This is a genomic window from uncultured Phascolarctobacterium sp. (assembly GCF_905212365.1).
Classification (GTDB): domain Bacteria; phylum Bacillota; class Negativicutes; order Acidaminococcales; family Acidaminococcaceae; genus Phascolarctobacterium_A.
This window is the reverse complement of the sequence record NZ_CAJMEH010000034.1, coordinates 1-20873: the sequence shown is the minus strand read 5'-3', so window position 1 is coordinate 20873 and position 20873 is coordinate 1. Positions and strand designations below refer to the sequence as shown.

General features: G+C 50.0%; 18 protein-coding genes and 1 pseudogene. 18 read left to right on the top strand and 1 reads right to left on the bottom strand.

Features of this window, described 5'->3' with window-relative positions; genetic code table 11:
- The 17 genes and pseudogenes from QZ105_RS06645 to QZ105_RS06565 form a co-directional block, all read left to right on the top strand.
- A pseudogene (locus tag QZ105_RS06645) lies at window positions 1-225 on the top strand (O-sialoglycoprotein endopeptidase); the annotation flags it as partial.
- On the top strand, window positions 218-1423 hold the full coding sequence (gene xseA / locus QZ105_RS06640) for an exodeoxyribonuclease VII large subunit (protein WP_293729069.1): 1206 nt from the start codon (window positions 218-220) through the stop codon (window positions 1421-1423). The pseudogene QZ105_RS06645 and the gene xseA, both read left to right, overlap by 8 nt.
- 2 nt (window positions 1424-1425) lie before the next feature.
- Window positions 1426-1680 (top strand): exodeoxyribonuclease VII small subunit, encoded by a 255-nt coding sequence (gene xseB, locus QZ105_RS06635; RefSeq protein WP_293729068.1) that lies wholly within the window; start codon window positions 1426-1428, stop codon window positions 1678-1680.
- Window positions 1680-2555, top strand: coding sequence for a polyprenyl synthetase family protein (locus tag QZ105_RS06630; RefSeq protein ID WP_293729067.1), 876 nt, complete (start codon window positions 1680-1682; stop codon window positions 2553-2555). Before xseB ends, QZ105_RS06630 begins: the two co-directional genes overlap by 1 nt.
- A gap of 3 nt (window positions 2556-2558) precedes the next feature.
- On the top strand, window positions 2559-4460 hold the full coding sequence (gene dxs / locus QZ105_RS06625; protein WP_293729066.1) for a 1-deoxy-D-xylulose-5-phosphate synthase: 1902 nt from the start codon (window positions 2559-2561) through the stop codon (window positions 4458-4460).
- 1 nt (window position 4461) lies between these two features.
- On the top strand, window positions 4462-5304 hold the full coding sequence (locus tag QZ105_RS06620; protein WP_366936007.1) for a TlyA family RNA methyltransferase: 843 nt from the start codon (window positions 4462-4464) through the stop codon (window positions 5302-5304).
- Window positions 5294-6154, top strand: a complete 861-nt coding sequence (locus tag QZ105_RS06615; RefSeq protein ID WP_293729064.1) for an NAD(+)/NADH kinase — start codon at window positions 5294-5296, stop codon at window positions 6152-6154. Before QZ105_RS06620 ends, QZ105_RS06615 begins: the two co-directional genes overlap by 11 nt.
- Before the next feature lie 33 nt (window positions 6155-6187).
- Entirely contained in the window at window positions 6188-6637 is a 450-nt protein-coding gene (argR, locus tag QZ105_RS06610; protein WP_293729063.1) for an arginine repressor, read from the top strand.
- Between the two features lie 14 nt (window positions 6638-6651).
- Window positions 6652-8340: a DNA repair protein RecN gene (recN, locus tag QZ105_RS06605; RefSeq protein ID WP_293729062.1), complete on the top strand. Its 1689-nt coding sequence runs from the start codon at window positions 6652-6654 to the stop codon at window positions 8338-8340.
- Between the two features lie 13 nt (window positions 8341-8353).
- The gene (locus tag QZ105_RS06600; RefSeq protein ID WP_293729061.1) at window positions 8354-8914 is read left to right on the top strand and encodes an NUDIX hydrolase; all 561 of its coding nucleotides are present in this window, start codon (window positions 8354-8356) and stop codon (window positions 8912-8914) included.
- A 25-nt stretch (window positions 8915-8939) separates the two neighbouring features.
- Window positions 8940-9818 carry a DMT family transporter gene (locus tag QZ105_RS06595; RefSeq protein WP_293729060.1) on the top strand — a complete coding sequence of 293 codons (879 nt, stop codon included), beginning with the start codon at window positions 8940-8942 and terminating at the stop codon, window positions 9816-9818.
- A 44-nt stretch (window positions 9819-9862) separates the two neighbouring features.
- Window positions 9863-11323, top strand: coding sequence for a carboxylesterase family protein (locus QZ105_RS06590; RefSeq protein WP_293729059.1), 1461 nt, complete (start codon window positions 9863-9865; stop codon window positions 11321-11323).
- Between the two features lie 51 nt (window positions 11324-11374).
- Entirely contained in the window at window positions 11375-11560 is a 186-nt protein-coding gene (locus QZ105_RS06585; protein ID WP_293729058.1) for a hypothetical protein, read from the top strand.
- A 209-nt stretch (window positions 11561-11769) separates the two neighbouring features.
- On the top strand, window positions 11770-12801 hold the full coding sequence (locus tag QZ105_RS06580) for an AAA family ATPase (protein ID WP_293729057.1): 1032 nt from the start codon (window positions 11770-11772) through the stop codon (window positions 12799-12801).
- An 11-nt stretch (window positions 12802-12812) separates the two neighbouring features.
- A complete protein-coding gene (locus QZ105_RS06575; protein WP_293729056.1) occupies window positions 12813-14753 on the top strand; it encodes a VWA domain-containing protein in 1941 nt (646 codons plus the stop codon).
- A 10-nt stretch (window positions 14754-14763) separates the two neighbouring features.
- Entirely contained in the window at window positions 14764-15321 is a 558-nt protein-coding gene (locus tag QZ105_RS06570) for a hypothetical protein (protein WP_293729055.1), read from the top strand.
- A 315-nt stretch (window positions 15322-15636) separates the two neighbouring features.
- Complete coding sequence (locus QZ105_RS06565; protein WP_293729054.1) at window positions 15637-17595, top strand: TonB-dependent siderophore receptor; 1959 nt, start codon at window positions 15637-15639, stop codon at window positions 17593-17595.
- A gap of 55 nt (window positions 17596-17650) precedes the next feature.
- Here QZ105_RS06565 and QZ105_RS06560 read toward each other — a convergent pair whose 3' ends face one another.
- Window positions 17651-18550, bottom strand: coding sequence for an Rpn family recombination-promoting nuclease/putative transposase (locus QZ105_RS06560; protein WP_293729053.1), 900 nt, complete (start codon window positions 18548-18550; stop codon window positions 17651-17653).
- Between the two features lie 346 nt (window positions 18551-18896).
- On the opposite strand from QZ105_RS06560, the gene QZ105_RS06555 reads away from it, so the two are divergent.
- Window positions 18897-20834 (top strand): TonB-dependent receptor, encoded by a 1938-nt coding sequence (locus tag QZ105_RS06555; protein ID WP_293729052.1) that lies wholly within the window; start codon window positions 18897-18899, stop codon window positions 20832-20834.
- Window positions 20835-20873: the final 39 nt, after the last annotated feature.

Below are 20873 nucleotides of genomic sequence, written 5' to 3'. Positions count from 1 at the left end.
GGAGAAACCTTTGCCCGTTTGCTGCGCAACGGCGCTGCCGCCTACGACGTGCAGGACGCGCTGCTGGTTGGGGGCGTAGGTTCCAATCAATATATCCGCCAGCATGTGGAAGCTAAGCTGGCTAAGCGCGGCGTAAGGCTGTGGGTGCCGGAAGGGCGCTTCAGCTGCGACAACGCGGCAGGCTGCGCCGCTTTGGCATGGAGAATGAATTGCAAGCATGACTGAAAATGTTTATTCCGTTAGTGAAATCAATAGCTTTTTAAAAAGGCTGCTGGATAAAGAGGACACCCTGCGCAATGTGCAGGTGGTGGGAGAGATAAGCAATTTTAAGCGCTATCCCTCCGGACACGCCTATTTTACCTTGAAGGACGCAGACGCAGTGCTGAAATGCGTGATGTTTCGTTCCAGAGCGTTGGGTTTGCGCTTTGAGCCGCGCAACGGCGACACGGTGATTGCCGTGGGGCGCATTGCCGTGTACGAGCGGGATGGCGTTTATCAGCTGTATACCGACCTGTTGCTGCAGCAGGGCGTGGGCGATTTAATGCAGGCATATGAAATGCTCAAAAGCAAGCTGCTGCAGGAGGGCTTGTTTGACCAGGAGCGCAAGCAGCCCTTGCCGGTGAACCCGCAGCGCGTGGGCATTATTACCTCGCCTGCCGGTGCGGCGGTGCGCGATATTATTACCGTGTCCCGACGCCGGAATCCGGGCGTTAAGCTTTTGCTGTACCCTGTGCAGGTGCAGGGCGAGAACGCTTCGGCAGAAATTGCCGCCGCTATTCGCTTCTTTAATGAAAAGAAGCTGGCGAACGTGCTCATCGTAGGCCGCGGCGGCGGCTCCATCGAGGATTTATGGGCCTTTAATGAGGAACGGACGGTGCGCGCCGTAGCGGGCTCTTGCATTCCGGTGGTCAGCGCCGTAGGCCATGAAACTGATTTTACCTTATGTGATTTTGCCGCCGACCAAAGAGCGGCTACGCCTTCACAGGCCGCTGAAATGGCGGTGGCCGATATCGTTAGTTACCGGCAGCGGGTGCGCTTTTTGCTGGAACGCTGCCGCAGCCTGATGGCTGCGCGGCTGGCAGGCGCGCAGCGCACGCTGGAAGCCTTGGCGTCATCATGGGCTTTGCGTGACCCGCAGCGTTTGCTGGCGGATAAGGCTCTGCGGGCGGACGGCGCTTATGCCAGACTGGTGCAGAATATGCAGCGCAGAGCGCAGCAGGCGCAGCACGCTTTGGCCTTGCAGGCCGCCAGATTGGACAGCATGAGCCCGCTGGCGGTGCTGGGACGCGGCTACAGCGTGACCCAAAGCCGCGATTATAAGCTTATCGGCTCCGTAGAGCAGGTACAGTGGGGCGACGAGCTGGTTACTACAGTTCGCGACGGACAGATTATTTCCGTAGTACAGCAGGTGGAAGGACGGTAAAGATGGCAGTAAAGAAAATACCTAAGAATATTAAATTTGAAGAAGCTCTCTCCGAGCTGGAAGAGCAGGTACGCCTGCTGGAAAGCGGCGAGCTGCCGCTGGAGCAAAGCCTGGAGGTTTTTAAATATGGCGTGGAGCTGAGCAAGCTGTGCGCAGGCAAGCTGGAAACAGTAAAGCAGGAAGTGGAAAAAATCGTCGTTGACGGCAGCGGCGATGGCTATAGATTGGAAGCATTCCAGGATTTGGAGGTAAAGTAATGGATTTTGCAGCTTATTATGAGAACCAACGCAAATTAGTGGAAAATTATCTCAAAAACAGAATTGCCAAAAAGGGAATTTCCAAGGTGGACGACGCTATGGAGTACAGCCTGATGGCAGGCGGCAAGCGCATCCGTCCGATTTTGCTGATGGCTGCGGCCGAAGCGGTGGGCAGCAAGGGCTATAATTATTTGCCCGTGGCCTGCGGTCTGGAAATGATTCATACCTATTCCTTAATTCACGACGACCTGCCCTGTATGGACAACGATGATTACCGCCGCGGCCGTTTGACCAATCATAAGGTGTACGGCGAGGCCATGGCCGTTTTGGCGGGCGACGGGCTGCTGACGCTGGCCTTCGAGGTTATGCTGGAGCAGAAAAACGTGGAGCCCAAGGCTTTGATTGAAACCGTGCGCGAGATGGCTATGTGCGCCGGTAATTTCGGCATGGTAGGCGGGCAAGGTCTGGATATAGAATTTGAAGGCAAGCAGATTACGCCAGAGCAGCTGCGTAAGCTGCACGCCGGTAAAACTGGCGCTTTGTTCATTGCGGCTATTCGCGGCGGCGCTCATTTGGCCGGGGCTACGGACGAAGAGCTGCTGGCCTTGACGAAGTTTGCCGACCTGTTAGGACTGGCCTTCCAGATTACTGACGATATTCTGGATGTGGAGGGTACGGCAGAGGAATTGGGCAAGCCTGTAGGCAGCGATGAAAAGAACCACAAGTCCACCTATGTAAGCTTATACGGTCTGCAGGCCGCTCACGAGCTGGCAGAAAAAACGGTGAACGAGGCTCTGGAATGTTTGACCAGCTTTGGGGAGAAGGCCGAGCCTTTGCGCCAGATTACAAAAATGATGACGAAAAGAAAGAATTAAGCGATGGACAGCAAAAAAGAACTGACTAACAGAATACTTGATACGATAAATTCGCCGGAGGACGTCAAGCAGCTGACTATGCCGCAGCTTTTGCAGCTGGCCGAGGAAATCAGACAGTTTTTGATTGAAGTAATTTCGCGTACCGGCGGTCACTTAGCGCCTAATTTGGGCGTGGTGGAGCTTACCTTGGCTTTGCACCGCATTTTTTCCACGCCGCAGGATAAAATTATCTTTGACGTGGGCCATCAGGCGTACATTCATAAGATTATTACCGGCCGCAGGGAGCAGTTTCCTACGCTGCGCCAATACGGCGGCCTGTCCGGCTTTCCCAAACGTACTGAAAGCGAGCATGACGCTTTTGGCACCGGCCATTCCAGCACCTCTATTTCAGCGGCGGTGGGCATGGCGGCAGCTCGCGATTTGCAGGGCGAGAATTATAATGTAGTAGCCGTTATCGGCGACGGCTCCATGACCGGCGGCATGGCTTATGAAGCGTTGAATAACGCAGGTATGCTGCACAAAAAGCTGATTGTGGTGCTGAACGATAACGAAATGTCCATCTCCAAAAACGTAGGCGCTATGAGCGACTATCTTTACCATCTGCGTACCGGAGAAACCTATAATAAAATAAAAAACGATATCGAGGGCTGGCTGAAAAATATGGAATTCGGTACGGATGTACTGAAGGCTATCCGCCGTTTGAAGGGCAGCGTAAAATATTTAATTGTGCCGCAGTCTATTTTTGAGGAGCTGGGCTTTACCTATTTGGGCCCTGTGGACGGCCACGATTTGCCGGGCCTGCTGGAGGTTCTGCAGGCGGCTACTAAAGTGGACGGCCCTGTGCTGGTACATGTGCTGACGAAGAAGGGCAAGGGCTATAAGCCCGCCGAGGATTGTCCCAATAAATTCCATGGGACGGGGCCCTTTGAAATCGCTACGGGCAAAAAAATCACTAAGCCCGGCGCGCCCGTTACCTATACGGAGGTGTTTGGCGAAACGCTGAGCCGCTTGGCCGATACTGACGAAAAGATTGTGGGCATTACGGCGGCTATGCCGGACGGCACCGGCTTGAGCGTTTTTGCCAAGGACCACCCGGAGCGCTTCTTTGACGTGGGCATTGCCGAGCAGCACGCCGTTACGGCGGCGGCAGGCATGGCGGCGGCAGGCATGAAGCCGGTGGCCGCTATTTACAGTACCTTTATGCAGCGGGCCTATGATTCGGTGCTGCACGATATTTGCATGCAGAAGCTGCATGTGACCATGTGCCTTGACCGTGCGGGACTGGTGGGCGACGATGGCTATACGCATCATGGCGTTTTTGACTTCGCTTATCTGCGCAGCATTCCCAATATGACGATTATGGCTCCTAAGGATGAAGGTGAGCTGCGCCATATGCTGAAAACGGCGCTGGACTTCGACGGCCCTGTCAGTGTGCGCTATCCCCGCGGCAGCGGCGTGGGCGTGGATATTTCCGGCCCTGTGGAAGCTTTGCCCATTGGCAAAGCCGAGGTGCTGCGCGAAGGACGGGACGTATGCTTCTGGGCTATCGGCAGCATGGTGCAGAGCGCCCTGGAGGCTGCGGATATACTGGCACAGCAGGGCGTCAGCGCAGGCGTGGTGAATATGCGCTTTGCCAAGCCTTTGGATAGCGAGCTGCTGCTGGTGCATGCGCGGCGCTATGGACGGCTGGTAACGCTGGAGGAAGGCGTTTTGGCGGGCGGCGTCGGCAGCGCCGTTTTGGAAACGCTGAACGGCGCAGGCTTGCTGGAGCAGTGCCGCGTGCTGACGCTGGGCATTCCCGACGAATTTGTACCGCATGGAGATAAAAAGCTGCTGCTGCGCGACATTCAGCTGGACGTTCCCAGCATTGTCAGCCGGACGGCAGACTTGGTAAAGGGTGAATAAGTTGAAAAAGGAACGCTTGGACGCGCTGCTGATGAACAGAGCGCTCTTTGAAAGCAGGGCCAAGGCCCAGGCCGCCATTATGGCAGGGCAGGTTTTGGTCAACGAACAGAAAATAGATAAGCCGGGTACGCCGGTGGCGCCGGACGTGCAGATACGGCTTTTGGGCAATAAGCTGCCCTTTGTCAGCCGCGGCGGCTTAAAGCTGGCTAAAGCGCTGCAAATTTTTCCCATCAGCGTAGAGGGCAAGGTGGTGGCCGATATCGGCGCTTCTACCGGCGGCTTTACGGACTGCGCCCTGCAAAACGGCGCGGCTAAGGTTTACGCCATTGACGTGGGCTACGGGCAGTTGGCTTGGAAGCTGCGCAATGATGAGCGGGTGGTAAATATGGAGCGCACCAATGTGCGCTATCTGGAGGCCGATAGTCTGCCGGAGCAGGTGGACGCCGCTACCATCGACGTAGCCTTTATTTCGTTGGATAAGATTCTGCCGGCCGTGCATAAAATCCTCAAGCCCGACGGCTTTGTGGTGGCTTTGATTAAGCCGCAGTTTGAAGCGGGCAAGGAGAATGTGGGCAAGAAGGGTGTAGTGCGCGACGCCCGCGTCCACGAGCAGGTTATCAATAACGTTATTGCCTTTGCCAAGGAGGAGGGCTTCGGCGTAGCCGGGCTTGATTTTTCACCTATAAAAGGGCCTGAAGGCAATATTGAATATTTGCTGCACCTGACGCTGGGCGGCGACGACGCGGTAAGCGCAGAGTTTGTTGCGCAGCTGGTGGGCCGCAGCCACGGCGATTTGGACAAAAAGGGTGCGGCGCAGTCAGCCGGGGCGGATTATGAAAGCTAGACGTTTAGGTATTTTTCCCAATTTAAGCAAAGAAAATGTACGCATCGCTTTGCCGGAATTTATTACGCTGTGCCGGGACTGGGGCCTGGAGCCCTTGCTGCCGGACGCGGCGGCGCGGCAGTACGGCTGCGAGGGCTATGATACGGCTAAGCAGGATACGCTGAAAACCTTGGACGCGGCGGTCAGCCTGGGCGGCGACGGCACGCTGCTGCAAATGGCCCGTTATGTTGTTCCCGCAGAGGTGCCGGCCTTCGGTATCAATTTCGGCAAGCTGGGCTTTTTGGCAGAAATCGATTTGCAGGGCATGGGCAAGGCCATCAGCAAGCTGGTCCAGGGCAATTATTCCATCGAGAAGCGCAAAATGCTGCAGGCCAGCGTTTGGCGCGGCGGCAGGGTTATAGCCGCAAGCCACGCCTTGAACGATTTGGTGCTGGCCAAGGGCATGTTCAGCAAGCTGGCGCATTTAACGCTGTTTATTAACGGCAAGCCCTCCGGGCGTTATGCGGCGGACGGCTTGATTGTTTCCACGGCTACGGGCTCGACGGCCTATTCCCTGTCGGCAGGGGGGCCGCTGGTAATGCCGGAGCTGGACGTCAGCGTAATTACGCCGGTCTGCGCTCATTCACTGACGGCGCGGGCGCTGGTTATTCCCTTATCCGAGCGCATCGAGCTGAAGGCTGTGCCCGGCAGCGAGGAAATGATGCTGGCCTGCGACGGCGTAAATGTGTCCGAGGTGGATTGCGATACCTGCGTGCGCATTGAAAAGAGCCCCTATACCATGAAGCTTATTCGCCTGACCAGCCGCGATTATTATCAGACCTGGCAGCAGAAGCTGATGCGTAATATTTAATCATAGAAGCTTTTTAGATTGAGGTGATCGACTATGAAAATGACCAGACATGCGAAAATCAAAGAGATAATTGATAATAATAAAATAGAAACGCAGGAGGATTTGGCGGCCGCTCTGCGCAGCGAGGGCATCGACGTGACCCAAGCCACAGTATCCCGCGATATTAAGGAGCTGATGCTGGTCAAGGTACCGGACGCTAACGGCCACTATCATTATGCCTATCCTAAGGACCACGGTATGCTGCTGACCGTAGAGCGCCTGGAGCGTACCTTTCACGATTCCATTGTTAGCATTCGTTCCTCCGACTGCATGGTGGTCATCCGCACAATGCCGGGAACGGCGCAGGCCGTAGCCTTTGCTTTGGATTATATGAAATGGCCCGAAATTTTGGGCACTATCGCCGGGGACGACACGGTGTTTGTCGCTTTGGAAAATAAAGAGGGCGTATTGTCGCTGCTCAAGCGCTTAAAAGAGTATAAATAAGCAGAGGTGCCAGAATGCTGCAATCACTGCATGTTCATAATTTTGCATTATTAGAAGACGCCCGTGCCGATTTCACCAGGGGCTTTAACGTATTCACCGGCGAAACGGGCGCAGGCAAGTCTATTTTAATCGATGCCTTCGGCGTGGTATTGGGCGGACGCGCTTCGGCGGACTACGTGCGCAGCGGTACTGACGGTCTGTGGGTGCAGGCTGTTTTTGATGTGAGCGGTCAGCAGGACATCAAAAACATTCTGACGGAGCAGGGCATCGAAGCCGAGGACGAGCTGTTTTTGAAGCGGCAGGTCAGCGCTGCAGGCAAGAGCCGCGCTTTGGTCAACGGCGTGCAGGTGCCCTTGGCTGTTTTGAAGCAGCTGGGCGCAAGGCTGGTGGATATCCACGGGCAGCACGAAAATCAGGCTTTACTGAAGGCGGACGCACCGCTGCTTGTTACGGACGCCTTTGGCGGCGGGGAGCTGCATAAGGCGCTGGCAGCCTATAAGGAGCTGTATGCCGTGTATACGGCGGCTAAAGAGCAGGTGGAGCGGCTGCTGCGTGATAACGAGCAGCAGGATTTGCTTTTAGACCGTTATAATTGGGAAATTAATGAAATTACCGCCGCTAATCTGGCTGTGGGCGAGGAGGAAGCCTTGGAGGACGAGGCGCGGCTTTTGCAGAACGGCGAGCGCATTATGCGGGCCGTCAGCTCCGCTTATGGGAAATTGGACGAGGACAACGCCGTGCTGGAGCTTTTGGCGCGGGTGCGTGAGGAATTGCAGTACGCGGCTCGTTACGACAATAAGCTGGCAGGCTATGCCGAAGCGGTGGACAGCGCCTGGATAAGCCTGGACGACTGCCGCACGGAATTAAGCGATTATTTGAGCCGCAGCGATTTTAACGAGGAACGGGCGGCGCAGGTGCAGGAGCGCCTGGATACGATATATCGCCTGCACAAGAAGTACGGCGGCTCGACGGAAGCCGTGCTGGCCTATTTAGCGGAAGCGCAGCAAAGATTGGAGCAGCTGCAGAATATTGCCGACGCTGTGGCTAAGTCTCGCAAGGATCTGGTGCAGGCAGAAGCCCGTTTGGAAAAGGCCGCCGTCCTGCTGACTAAGGAACGCCAAAAAAGCGGCGCGGCGCTGGCCCGGCAGATTACGGAGCATATCCATGATTTGGCTATGCCCAGCGGTATTTTTGAAATCAGCCTTGCGCCTTTGGCAAAATTTACGCCTGCGGGCAAGGATCAGGTGCGCTTCCTGTTCAGCGCTAATCTGGGCGAGCCCTTGAACGATTTGGAGAAGGTGGCTTCCGGCGGCGAGCTGAGTCGTATCGCTTTGGCGCTGAAAACTGTGCTCATGGATAAGGGGCAGGTAGGCTCCATGGTTTTTGACGAAATCGATACGGGCGTGGGCGGCGTGACGGCGCAGAAAATGGCCGAAAAAATCGCGGCTATCGCTACGGTGGGGCAGGTGCTGTGCATTACCCATCTGCCGCAGATTGCCGCCTTTGCCGATAATCATATTCATATCGAAAAGCAAAGCGCCAACGGCCGCACTGCTACCGTACTGACGGCGCTGGATTACAACGGGCGTTTGCAGGAACTGGTGCGCATGACGGCGGGCGACAGCACGTCGCGGGCCGCTTACGAAAGCGCTGCGGAGCTGCTGCTGGCAGCAAACGCCGTTAAACAGAAGCTGCAAGGCTGAATGAGGTGAAAACATGCTGAAGAAATTTTATGATCCGCAATTAGACGAGGTTTATATCGAAGGCAGCAACGAGGAGGTTTTCAGCGGGCGTCTGCTCAAGGTGCAGCGCGACCATGTGCGCCTGCCCAACGGCAACGACACTACCCGTGAATATATTCACCATCCGGGGGCCGTGGCTATTGTGCCGGTGCTGGACGACGGACGCATCGTTTTGGTGAAGCAGTGCCGCTATCCTTTGGGCACGCTGCTGTGGGAAATCCCCGCAGGCAAGCTGGACCACGGCGAGGACGAGGATAAGGACGAGTGCGCCCGCCGCGAGCTGAGCGAGGAAACCGGCTACGAGGCGGAGCATTGGCAAAGGCTGCTGAGCATCGCTACCACGCCCGGCTTTTCCGACGAAATCATTCATTTGTATAAGGCCTGGGGCTTGAAAAAATACGCTCAGCATACGGACGAGGATGAGTTTATTGGCGTGCAGGCCTTTAAGCCGCAGGAGCTGCGGGAGATGGTCGCCAAGGGCGAGCTGTACGATGCCAAATCTCTGTGCGCGCTTTATGCGGCCGGAATTTTGTGAGCCTCGCAGCTTTTAGGAAAAGCAAATGATTCCAGGTAAGCGTTTATCATATGTAATTTTATTTACAGCTGTCTTTTTTCTGTCCACGTCGGCTATTTTTGCCAGATTGGCGCAGGCTCCGTCGGGCATTATTGCTTTTTACCGTTTGCTGTTGGCGGCGGCGGCGCTGCTGCCCTGGTTTTTGTGCCATGAGGACGACAGGAGGCAGCTGCTTGCTTTGCCCAAACGCAGCCTGCTGCTGGGCGTAGCCTCCGGCGCGGTGCTGGCGCTGCACTATGTGCTGTGGTTTGAATCGCTGAAATTTACCTCCGTAGCCAGCTCCGTAGTCTTAGTGACCCTGCAGCCATTGTTTACGATTTTAGGCAGCTTTGTGCTGTGGCGTGAGCGCTGCGGCTTATCCGCGGCCTGCGGCTGTTTGCTAGCTATCGTGGGCAGCGTTATCATCGGCTGGGGCGATTTTGCCGTCAGCTGGCGCGCTTTTGTAGGCGATGTAATGGCCTTGGCGGCAGCGGCTGTCATTGCCGGTTATTTCCTCATCGGGCAGCAGGTGCGCCGCAGTCTTTCGGCAGCGGCTTATTCGGCGCTGGGCTATGGCAGCGGCGCAGTTTTTTTAGGGCTGTACAGCCTGCTTTGCGGCCACAGCTTTACAGGCTACAGCGTGGCTACCTGGCTGAATTTTGCCGGACTGGCGTTTATTTCCACCATTTTAGGCCAGCTGATGTTTAACTGGCTGCTGAAATGGCTGCCGGCCACCGTTATTTCTATGAGCATTTTAGGCGAAACGGTGGGTTCCTGTCTGCTGGGCTATTGGTTTTTGCAGGAAACAATTACCGGCCAGCAGCTGACAGGTATTATTTGTATTTTATCCGGCATCGCTATCTTTTTGTACCGCAAGGACAGATAGGAGCCTGCCGGTTTTTATTAGATTAAGTTAAGGGAGAGTGCATTATGAAGCAGCAATATCTTTGCAGTCTGGCTGCCGCCGTACTGCTGGCCAGCAGCCTGAGCGCAGCGGCGGAAGCGGCAGTGTTCAGCAATCAGGTAAAGACGGAGCAGGGCGTTATAACAGGCGCTTATGACGATAAGCATCAGGTAGTGGAATGGCTGGGAGTGCCTTACGCGCAGCCGGCTGTGGGCGTTAACCGCTGGCGCGGGCCGCAGAAGGCCAAAAGCTATAAGGGCGCGCTGGACTGCACCCAAAGGGCTGCGGCTAATATACAGTTCAACGGCAAGCAGGTCATCGGTCAGGAAGGAGTGCTGACGCTGGATATTGTGCGGCCTGATACGGAGGAAAGGGATTTGCCCGTTATGGTTTTTGTTCACGGCGGCAATAATCAAACCAGTAACAGCCATCTGTGGGAGGGCAACCAGTTCGCGCAGCAGGCCAATGTGGTTTATGTATCCCTGCAATATCGTTTGGGTTTGCTGGGCTTTAATAATCTGCCGGCCTTGCAGCGGGGCAGCGGCTTGGAGGAAAGCGGCAACTACGGCCTTTTGGACCAGGCTGAGGCTCTCGATTGGGTGAAGCAGAATATTAAGCGCTTTGGCGGCGACCCGAAGAATATTACCGTTTCCGGCTTTTCCGCAGGCGGGCGCGACGTGCTGGCTATGCTGATTTCGCCTGCCTTTAAGGGAAAGTTTGACAAGGCAATTTCCTTCAGCGGCGGGCTGACCGTAGCCGACGCCGCCGCCAGTCAAAAGGTGATTGCTAAAAGGCTGGCTCCTTTGGTAGTGGAGGACGGCCAGGCTGCCGATGTGATTACCGCTGAAAAATGGCTGCTGAGCGAGAAGGGCAGCGAGCAGAAGGCTGTGCGCAATTATCTGCATAATATGAAGGCCGAACGCTTGGCGCCTGTCATGGCAGGCGCAGTTATCCGCATGAGCGCTTTTCCGCATCTTTACGGCGACGGCAAGCTGCTGCCCCAGGAGGGCTTTGCTGCGAAAAAATATAACAGCGTGCCGCTGCTGCTGCTCGGCAGCGCCGACGAGTTCAGCTCCTTTGCAGCCCGCGACCCTTATTTTAAGAACAGGCTGGATAAAATAAATACGGACGAAAGCACAACGCGGGAGTTCCGCTTTGCCAATAAATACGGCAGCAAGCTGTACGGCTTGTTTAACGGCCAGGAGGCGGCGCAGAATATTTATCCTCATTATAAGGACGATATTTATGTCTGCACCTTTGACTTCGGTCATAGCAGCGACGTAGTGGGCGAAGCATATAAGACGCGCAACGGCGCTTTCCACGGCGTATTTTTGCCCTTTATTACCGACCAATCCTATCCCTTTACCAAAAATACCGACGCCTTTGAGCAGCCGGGAGCCAGAGAGCTGAGCAAAGCCTTTATCGCTTCGCTTGCCGCCTTTATGCGCACCGGCAACCCTAATACGACGCTTTTGGGCAATACCTAGAATAAGTGGAACCCGGAGTACCGCCCGGAGCTGGTTTTCGACGCTAACCGTATGCAGGCCCGCATTTACAGCGTCAACAGCCGCGCGACCTACGAAGGAGTGCTGGCGGAAATGGCTAATGATAACACCGTCGGTCAGGAAAGCAAGGAGTATATTATCCGCAAGGTGCTTAACGGCCGCTGGTTCAGCGGCAGGCTGGACGAAAAATACGGCAATGAGAATTTGTGGGAGCTGTAAGCAGTAGGCTTCGCTCAAAATATGCCGGACAAAATAGAATATATGGAAGTACAAGGATGCTGTTGCTTTTGAGGCGGCGGCATCCTTGTTTTTTAGAAACTTTTTTGATAATTTTTCGTAAAGCTCTTGAGCATATACCTAGTAGATAGTTTATAATTAGATTAAAATTTTGATGATAGACAATTCTAATAAGATTTGGAGGAGCATAGATGAAGCGAGCTGCTGTGTATCCCTTTACTGCCATCGTGGGGCAGGAGGATATGAAATTATCGTTGATTTTGAATGTAATAAATCCGGCCTTGGGCGGCGTGCTGATTAAGGGCGAAAAGGGCACGGCCAAGTCCACTGCTGTGCGCGCTTTGGCGGAGCTGCTGCCTGCTATGCAGGTAGTGCAGGGCTGCCGTTTCCATTGCAGCCCGGACGACGTCAATCAGTTGTGCGACGATTGTACTGCGCAGCTGCGCAAGGACAGCGTGCTGCCGCAGGAAACTGCTAAAATGCGGGTCGTAGAGCTGCCGGTAAGCGCTACTGAGGACCGCGTGGTAGGCACGCTGGATATCGAGCATGCTATTAAATGCGGCGAGAAGAAATTTGAACCCGGTATTTTGGCTTTGGCTAACCGCAATATTTTATATGTGGACGAGATTAACCTGCTGGACGACCATGTGGTGGACGTACTGTTGGACGCTGCCGCTATGGGCGTGAACACGGTGGAGCGCGAGGGCGTTTCTTATTCCCACCCGGCGCGCTTTGTGCTGGTAGGCACCATGAACCCTGAAGAAGGCGATATCCGGCCGCAGCTTTTAGACCGCTTTGGTTTGAGCGTAACCGTCGCCGGCGAGCATGACCCTGAGCAGCGCGTGGAGGTTATCAAGCGCCGTTTGGCCTATGAGCAGGACGCAGACGCTTTTATTGCCCAATATCAGGAGGAGCAGGAGGCCCTGGCTGCTAAGATTATTCAGGCGGGTAAGCTGCTGCCCCAGGTGCAAATTACTGACGGCCTTTTAGCAACTGTAGCCAGGCTGGCAGTGGAGCTTGGCGTGGACGGACACAGGGCGGACATCACGGTTATCAAAGCCGCTTTGACTATCGCCGCCTTTAACGGGCGCATTCAGGCGGAGCTTGAGGATATTAAGCAGGCCGCCAGGCTGGTGCTGCCGCACCGTATGCGCCGCCGTCCCTTTGAGGAGGGCCAGCTGGATTGGGATAAGGTGGAAAGCTTTTTGGACGGCGAAGCCTGAGAGGTGGCATTATGCTGAATCATGCAATCTATCCCTTCGCCGCCATAGTAGGGCAGGAGCAGGCCAAGCAGGCGCTGCTGATAGCGCTGGTAAATCCCAAGGCAGGCGGCCTCTTGATAGGCGGCTGTAAGGGCACGGCTAAATCTGTGCTGGCACGCAGCTGCCGCGAGCTCATTGCGCCGCGGCGTCTGCTGGATTTGCCCTTGAACGTCACTGAGGACATGCTTTTTGGCAGTATCGATATCGAATATGCCGTGAGTAAGGGCGAGCGGCGTTTTTCACCGGGCATACTGGCGCGTGCCGACGGCAACGCGCTGTATATAGACGAGGTTAATCTGCTGAGGCCGGAGCTGCTGACCGCTGTGCTGGACGCTAACGCCGCAGGCGTCAATCAGGTGGAGCGCGATGGTATTTCCTTCAGCCATCCGGTACGATTGACCGTTATCGGCACGATGAACCCGGAGGAGGGCGTGCTGAGCAAGCCGCTCTTGGACCGTTTTGGGATGTATGTGGATGTGCAGAGCGAAACGGATACGGAAAGGCGCGTGGAAATTATACGCCGGGCGTTGGCTTATAGCAGCGACGAAGGCAGCTTTAGGAAGCAGTACGAGCAGGAAACGCAGGCGTTAGCCGCTGAAATTGCCGCCGCACGGCAGCTGCTGCCGGCGGTAGAAGTGAGCGAGGCCATGCTGATTTTAGCGGTGCAGATGTGCGCGCAGGCCTTTTGCGCAGGGCATCGGGCGGAAATCTATCTGCTGGAAGCGGCTAAGGCGATAGCGGCGCTGGCAGGACGCGTTTACGTACTGCCGAAGGATGTGAAGGAAGCTGCCTTATTCGTATTGCCGCATCGCATGCGCAAGCCGCCGGAGCCGCAGCCCCAGGAGCAGGAACCACAGGAAAATGGCGAAAATGACAGCGAAGAAACGGAAAACGACGATACAGAAGATAATGACGATAATGATAACAGCGACATGCCGCCGCTTCCGCCCTTGGATAACGGTCAGGATGAGGACGACGCCGAAGATGGCAGCGAGCCGGAGGATAAGGACGAGCGCTCTGACGAAGAACAGCAGCACAAACAGGATAACAGCCAACTGGCGCCGGAAGAGCAGATTGCCGATATCGACAAAAGCTTCCGGCTGCCGAAAATGGTTTTGGATATGGGTAAGGACCGCAGCCTGCGCCGCGGCAGCGGTAAGCGCAGCACTACGCGGACCGATTTGAAGCAGGGCCGCTATGTGCGGGCCGAGCTGCCTAAAAATAAGGTGGAGGATTTGGCCTTTGACGCTACCATTCGCGCTGCCGCTCCTTTTCAAAAGCTGCGGGAAAATAACGGCTGCGCCCTGAATATTAAGCCGGAGGATTTGCGGCAGAAGGTAAGGGAAAAGCGCATCGGCAATACCTTTTTGTTCGCGGTGGACGCCAGCGGCTCCATGGGAGCCCGCGAGCGCATGCGGGCGGTGAAGGGCGCTATCTTTTATATGCTGCAGGAGGCGTATCAAAAGCGCGACCGCGTGGGCATGATCGCCTTCCGCCGGCAAAAGGCGCAGGTGCTTTTGCCGGTTACCCGCAGCGTGGATTTGGCGCAGAAATGCCTGGCAGAAATGCCTACGGGCGGAAAAACGCCTTTGGCCGACGGGCTGGCCGTTTCCTTGCTGACGCTGTCGCTGTTGGGCAAGCGCGATAAGGAGCTGGAGCCGATTTTGATTCTGGTGACGGACGGACGCGCCAATGCCGTGGAGGAGGGCGACGACCCTGTTGCCAGCGCCTTGCAGATGGCTGAAAGGATACGCAAGGCTAAAATAACCTCCGTAGTTATCGATACGGAGGCAGATTTTATCAAGCTGGGGCTGGCTAAACAGATAGCGGCGGCTATGGGCGCTAATTATTATACGCTGCAAAGGCTTTCCAAGGATAATATTATACGCATTGTGCGTAATTTAGAGGTGTGAGGTGCCGGTGATGAAAAAATTATTGATGATGTTAATGACTATGCTGATGTGCTTAAGCGCTGTGACGGCGCAGGCTGAGGAAGCGGCGCAAAGACCGGGGCTGGACTGGGAGATAAGCATGATGCCCAAGCCTACGGAAGAAGAGCAGGAGGCGGCCCGCTGGTCCATTGTGGTGGAAAATAACCTGGGCGTGTACGCTTACGATATGGATTCACTTACCTTTAGCCAGGTTACGAACGGCGTGCCGGATAAAAACATTGTTTCTGTGCTGACGAAAACAGTTTTTACCAATAAAGAAACGCTGAAAAAACTCAACGCGCAGTATAAGGACGCTTTGAAGGGCAAGGAAAAGGTACAGTACTGCGAAATTCTGATGACCTTCAATTTGGTTGATAAAACTTACGGCGTAGTTGGCATGGACGTTTACGGCAGCAAAAAGACTTTATTGCAGCACACGGTAAAAGATTTGCAGTTTGTACCAGTACCGGAAGGAAGCTTTGCCGAGGCTATGCTGGAAATCTGCCAGCAGGCGGCTGCCGCTGACGCGCAAAAACCAGTGGAAAATTAACGCCGCATTATAGTAATGCTGCGCTATTAAAAATACTCAATAAGAATAAAAGATATAAAATACTGATAATATAAAAAAATAATTAAGATTTAATCTTGCTGAATTGATAATAGCGTAGTATACTATTGGCGAATAAGAGATATAAGAGCAACAAGAAATGAGTTTTATTTGAATACAACGCGCTTATGACACGTTGGGATAAAGTATTTCACATAAAGCTTGGATATATAACTTCGCTTGGTTTATTTGGGGTTTGGGACCTGTAAGACGGCTGAATCCCGGATAATCAAAATATATTTTATAGGAGTGACTTGAATGGACGTAAAAGTTACTAGAGGTTTATTGATGACAGCCCTGATTACCGGCTCTGTAATGTGGGGGGGTACATCGGTATTTGCTGAGGAGAATTTAAATGAATTCACCTTAGATACTATGGTTGTTACGGCGCAGAGAATGGAAACTAGGGATTTGGATACGCCGGCTTCTGTTAGTATAATTACTGCTAATGATATTGAACGCAGCGGTGCAAAGACTGCCTACGAAATTATTGAACGTCAGGTTGGTTTTACTAATAATGCTTATGGCCCTGGCGGGCGTGAATATGGCGGTAGCAGCACTAGAACGGTTTTACGTGGCCTAGATAAAGGTACGTTAGTAATGGTGAACGGTGCGCCTATAAATATGATGAACTATAATAGTATGGAAGGTATTCCTGTAGAAGCTATTGAAAAAATTGAAATTGTTAGAGGTGCTCAGTCTGTTTTGTACGGTGCAGAAGCTACTGGCGGTGTAATTAATATTATTACAAAAAAGACTGGCAAACAAAAAACTACTTTAACTGTTGGTGCGGGTAATTATGATAAAAAATGGGGAATATATACCCAAGGTAAAAATTATATAGCATCTATCAGTAAAAATTACTATGGTGATGTAGATAATACTAATTGGTTCTCTTCTGAATCCACCAGAAAATGGACAACAAGAAATAGCACTAAGGATAATGCTTTTATCAGTATTACTCCGGTTGATAAATTGAGCTTTAATTTTGCACATACGGAAGGCAATTATTATCGTGATAGTTACACTCTGTTTAATGAAATAGAAACAGGAGCAGGAACATCATACTACTATAAAGATACTAGAGATAATGTAAGCGCAATTTATGACGATAAAGAGAATTTATTTAAAACGATAGTTGCTTATAATAAACGTACAGTAAGTCCGTATCAAGCAACTATTAAAAATTTTACTATAGGAGATTCTAAAAGGGGTACCAGCTCTGATTGGAAATTAAATACTCTTACATGGGATACTCAAAAAGCTTGGAATTTGCGCAATGATAAAGACCATTTTGTTTTAGGTCTGACTTTGTCAAAAGAAGAGGCTGAAGACAGAACTAAGCATGCAGAAGGTGATAGAAAGAACTATGGCTTGTATGCATCTTATAAATACGCTTTTTCTTCCGCTTTTAATGTAACTGCTGGCATACGCGGACAATATATTGATGAGGATTACTTAAAAAGTGAAGGTAAAGGCGTAACTCATAGCGAGTTTTTACCGCAAATTCAAGCTTTATATAAATTTAACGATAATACTTCATGGTATGCCAATGCTGCAAAATCTTATCAATTACCTCCTTTAAATCAATTTTTCAGTTATCAGGATAGACGTGCCGATGATCTTAAACCGCAAGAAGGTTGGACCTATGAAACTGGTATCAAACATGTTACGAACACTGCTTCGTTAAAGGCAGGAGTTTATCATATGGATATAGACGCTAAATTTGATTGGGCTAAAGATCAAGTGACCGGTATAAACTATTTGATAAATACGGGAAAATTTAAAAATACCGGTTTAGAAGTAGAATACAGGAAATTACTGGGAGACCGTTGGAGCTATAATTTAGGCGCCGCTTTATCAAATCCAAAAACTAAGGAAGAAGGCAGCAACTTCTATAAACAGTCTGATGCTAAATTACAGCTTACCGGTGGTGTAGATTATACAATAGGTAAATTTTTAGCAAATCTCAATTATTTGTATTTGGGTAAGCGTGAAGCGTCATATTATACAACTGATGGTAGCAAAGCAGTAGATGCTGATAGGAGAGTTCCTCATAGAAGTCTGTTAAACGCTTCGTTTACTTATAAAGCTGATAATAATCATTCATTAAATCTTGCATTGAATAATATCTTAGACACGCATGATACTATCAATAAATATGAAAATTGGGGAATGCCATTTAATTGGGTATTAACGTATAATTATTCTTTCTAAAAGCAAAATGACGCTTCAGTAGTATTGCTACCGGAGCGTCATCTCTAAGGTTTATTCATGCGAGAGAACCAGAAGCCAGCTTCTGCTCAATACGCTTTACGTCAGACAAAGGAACTCCTGCTAAGCTTGCTGTCTTAGCTGAATTAAAGCCTTCTAATAGTAATTTCTTAGCAAAATTTAATTTCTCTTCGTGTACTGTTTCTTTAACCATGTTTTTGGCCATGTCATGCGCTATATCTTTGGCTATATCTTTAGCCATATCATGCGCCATATCTTTAACCATGTCCTCGGCCATCTCTGCCGCTATTTCCCTGATAATATCTGACATTTCGTCTACGCCTCCTTTATCATGTTTAAAGTAGCTGCTTCTTTCAGCTAATATTTGATTATACATATTTTGCGGATTAGCACAAAAGAAATCGTGCATAAGCCTGCCTAATGCGGTGCTTGTATCTTGAATAGCGCCGTTTACATAAATTATATGCGAGCCGTCAGAAAAGCTTTTGCCATTTTCTTTGATAGTACGTTCTATGTGGTAAATTGGCAGATTATCGCCTAATGCATCTTTTTCTGTAATAAAGATAACGCAGCAATCTTTTAAGGACGAGTAATCCTGACCCTGCGGCAAATGATTGGCGTCGATAAGAGCGGCATGATAACGAGCTCGTTGCGGTATAGCGCCATTACTTACGCGTTGAACTTCTACGTTAAAATATTTACCAAATTCGTCTTGAGCGAAAATATCAAGCCGGATAGAACGGCCTTGAAGATTTTTTATAGAGTATTGTCCTCTAACTTTAACTATCTTAATTTTATCATTTCTAAGAATAGTGCGCAAGAGTAGTTCTGTACAAGGAATATTGTTTTCAAATACCTTAGTCATAAAGGTGTCGTTCATGAGAGTTAGAGAATTAATTTTTGCTTGTAAACTTTTTAGTTTGTTATCATCGAGCATTTTTACACTCTTTCCTTAATTTAGCTAAAAAATAAGACAGTACCATTAATTAAACGATACTGCCTAAAGACTTCCTTATTTTAAGAAGCTCTTTTAGATAGATAAAAATATCTACCGCCCTACTTATGAAATTATTTGATATATGTATTATAGCACAAGAATTGCTATAATGCAAGAATATTCTGAAATAATAATCTTAAATTGAAGATCTTGCTTGATATATATTTTGGCGCTCATAATTAGTGAGAACGCTCATTAAAGCGATTGCAATGCCGGTAGCATGCGGCCATGTGAGGATGGGTATGCGAAGGCTTTACAATAAATATATTTTTAAGGAGTGACTTGAATGGACGTAAAAGTTACTAGAGGTTTATTGATGACAGCCCTGATTACCGGCTCTGTAATGTGGGGGGGTACGGCAGTATTTGCCGAGGAGAGCTTGAATGAGTTCACGCTGGATACGATGGTTGTTACGGCGACAAGAACAGAAAAACGAGATGTTGATGTGCCTGCTAGTACGGAAATTTTGACTAATGAACAAATCCATCGGTCTGGTGCTACAAACGTTATGGAGGCATTATCTAAAGTAAACGGTATTGAGTTTAAAAGCTTTTTCCCAGGTGGTTCGGCGATGACGACTATGATACCGGAGATTAATATTCGTGGCTTTGGTAATGGCACCTTGGTTATGGTAAATGGAAATCCTGTAAACTTAAATCAAAAATACGTGTTAGATGCTATCCCAACAGAATCTATTGAAAGAATAGAAATCGTCAAAGGCGGCGGTTCTGTAATGTATGGTTCTGAAGGTGTAGGCGGCGTAGTAAATATCATTACCAAAAAAGCAGGCAGTAATAGTATTAGCGCAGGTATAGGAAATTATCATCAACGAAAATATAATATTGGTGTTGGCGATAACAAATTCAAAGTAAATTATGATTTTAAGAAGTGGGGATCTGTAAGAAATTTGAGTGCTTCCGCTAATCCGCCGACTTCTTCTGCATATACATATAGTCAAGACCGCAGTAAAAAAGAAAATATTGGCATAGGGTATAATTTTACAGATGAATTAAGCTTTGAATATAATCATTACAATTCAGAGGTTGATTACCATAGAAATAAGATTTTAAGTGGAGCCTTTGAGCAATGGAGAGAAACTTACACTAAACAAGATTTGTATCAGTTAAATTACATAAAGGATGATTTGAAAGCACATGCTTGGTTTACAGAGAACGAAATTAGTTATTTTGGCGGGACGAAGCCAGGAGTGGTTACTACTGGTAGGACATTAACTAAAAACAGAACTTATGGTTTGGATGTGCAAAAGAATTTCAACGTAAGTGACCGTACATTGATAACAGTTGGCGCTAATTATAAAGACGAGAAGTATTCTCCTCGGATTTCTAGTGGAAAGTCAGTTAGCAATGATAAATCAAGAAATAATTTTGCTGTTTTTGCACAGTTAGATCAAAAAATGGGGGATAAAGATAATCTTATCATTAGCGGTCGTGAAACTTGGACAACTGGAGCCTGGAACGATCAAAACTATAGTAATTTCAGCGCTGCTGGGCAGTGGGTTCATAAACTTGATAAAGACCAAAATATTTATGCTAGTATCGGGCAATCGTTCATTATGCCTACTTTTTCACAGATGTATCCAAGCGGACTAATGGCAGGTGATCCTAATCCTGATTTGCAGCCAATGGAAGGAATTAACTATGAACTTGGCTATAAACAGATAGCTGGCAACCATACATGGAAAGCCGCTCTTTTTCATATGGAAGTTGATGATAACATTACAGCTACATGGAACGGTAATGTATACACTTATAAAAACGAAGATTTTAAAAATACTGGTTTAGAAGGTAGTTTGTCCGTCAAGGCTTCAGATAAATACGGTTATAATTTAGGATTTACTATTCAAAATCCCAAATCAAAAGTATCAGGAGTAAAAGTCTCTAAACAAGGATGGCAAAGAAAATTTGGTAAATATCAAGTAAAAGGTGGAGTAGACTATACTTTAGACAAATTTAAAGCCGGGTTTACCGGGAGCTATATTTGGGACAGATATTCTAGCCCCAGTTCTTCTGATTCGTATAAGATAAAGCCCTATTTTTTAACTACATTGACGGCTATGTATTCTCCAGATAAAAATAGTGATATTTCTTTAACGATAGATAATGTTTTTGATAGACAAGATAATTTGTCTAATACTATGAGCAGTTATGGCGGTTATTATGCTACTCCTTGCAATTTCTTGTTGTCATATACTTATAGATTTTAATTATATACAATTAATTAATTTGTTTTCGGCGGCGCATTG